Annotated in this window: 1 protein-coding gene and 1 pseudogene; one reads left to right on the forward strand and one right to left on the reverse strand. The window is 64.5% G+C overall.

Translation table 11 applies throughout. The annotated features are described in order from the left end of the window. Nucleotides 1-483 precede the first annotated feature (483 nt). Entirely contained in the window at nucleotides 484-798 is a 315-nt protein-coding gene (locus tag HPC46_RS34285) for a hypothetical protein (RefSeq protein WP_179476424.1), read from the forward strand. Between the two features lie 168 nt (nucleotides 799-966). Here HPC46_RS34285 and HPC46_RS34290 read toward each other — a convergent pair. Continuing rightward, nucleotides 967-1,731: pseudogene (locus tag HPC46_RS34290) on the reverse strand (hypothetical protein); the annotation flags it as partial.

Below are 1,731 nucleotides of genomic sequence, written 5' to 3' on the forward strand. Positions count from 1 at the left end.
GCTGCCGATACCGGGTCCGAGGCCGGTGGCGTCACGGTGATTCCCTGCGAGGAACCACCAGAGGCCGCCCCCGCCACCACAGCCCCCGTATGGGCAACGGCGGCGGTGTCGATCTTCAGCTGTGCCACCTCGACCTCCTTCACGACTGATGCGCGGCCACCACGGCCCGCTCCGTGACGTTTCCTTGAAACCAACGTTAACTGCCCGACGACGAGGCGAGCAGCGCCTAAAACCAATTCCTACGGGCGCAGTTACCCGCCAGGGGTCGCGTTTAGGCTTGGTTCGAATCCGCTATCACTACCAGGCGGTGGCAAGATGAGGTCAGCCAGGAGTCAGATGAGGGTCCTACAGGCGACGCTGCTGACCGCGGTCGTTGTCGTAATCGGCATCTGCGCGGTGCTGTGGCACCGGCATAGCACGCAACAGAGCGCCCCACACAACGATTGCTTCGTGGTGGAATCTCTACGGACACAATGGAGTTCGATGCAACGTTCGGTCGCCCAGCTCGGCAACGGAGAAGGTGAGACGCGCGATCTATTGCACATCGCCGACCAGGAAGCAGCCATGAGCGACCGGATCAAGACTGCGGCCGCCTCCGTCTCGGTGCCGGCTATTAAGGAACAGCTCACCAAGTGGGCTGACGGCGCCGCCCTATCGGCCAAGGCCCAGCACGGCGCGTCGACACTTTCTGCCTCCGACACCGGCGACGCCGACATGATGCGCGCCGCGCGACTAACCTACGACGCAACGGCAGCACTGGCCAAAGTGTGCCCAGCCCTCGGACAGGCGAACCCCTGAGCACTGCTCGACATATAGATCATCGCCGCGAGGTGAGCTTCAACTCCTCGGGCCCGGCGCGAAACCCGCCCCCGGAAGGCTGACGCCTAGAGCGACGACCCGAGGCGCTGCCCGGCGGAGTGGTTCTAACGACACCGGCCGGCGAGTCCGCAAAGGCAAGCGACGCGACTAGCCCGCGGCCGTCATGCGGGGTATCACTGGCGGCGGCTGGATACCGGTGATCGGCACACCGTCGAGGAACGTGAATTGGCCACCACATCCGTCGGGAATGTAGTACGTGATGATGGGATTGTTGCCCGATAACGTGGCGATCTCGGGCAGCGAAATCGGTTCCCATCCACCAATTTTCGGTGGCGGATTCAGGCCGGCCAACCCGCCGGTCATCGTTCCTCCCGGCGTGCGGGCAATGGGATCGGGATCGGTCGATGCCCAGGCGTCACCTCCCAAGGTGACTCGGGTGTACTTCTGAGCCTCATAGGTGTACTGCACCCACTGCTGCTGGTGGCCGTCGACCATGCGGGTGAACGCGGTGTAATCCTGGCCGGAAATGCGGAACCGATACTGCTCCTCCATGTATGCCATAGGGGGAGCGTTGTCGTCGGCCCAGTTCTTTCCACCGGGCACATAGAACCCGGTCGGGCCGGACGGGTCCTTGCCGGGAAATCCCTCCAGCGAGCGATGCCCGGCCCATGGCGGTGGCGGTGTGTCGCCGGTGTACGGCGGCGGAACGATGTTGACCCATTGTCCGAAACGCTCATCTCCAACAAAGGGGTTACGGGGATCAAAGTACGGTTCTCCCGGATGCTGCGCCGGCGACAGTGGTACGTCGAGGGCCTGGACCCCGCCGGCGGCCGGGCGGGGTGGGGGCTCCAACGGCGCACCGACGAGTGAAGGGTTGCCGGCGCTGCGCACATAGTCGGCGTACTGCGCGGT

The sequence above is a fragment of the Mycolicibacterium vinylchloridicum genome, assembly GCF_013404075.1.
GTDB lineage: Bacteria > Actinomycetota > Actinomycetes > Mycobacteriales > Mycobacteriaceae > Mycobacterium > Mycobacterium vinylchloridicum.

What these genes read in the sequence shown, in the direction of transcription:
- HPC46_RS34285 (WP_179476424.1), top strand. Translation starts at nt 484, where the DNA reads ATGCAACGTTCGGTCGCCCAGCTCGGCAACGGAGAAGGTGAGACGCGC.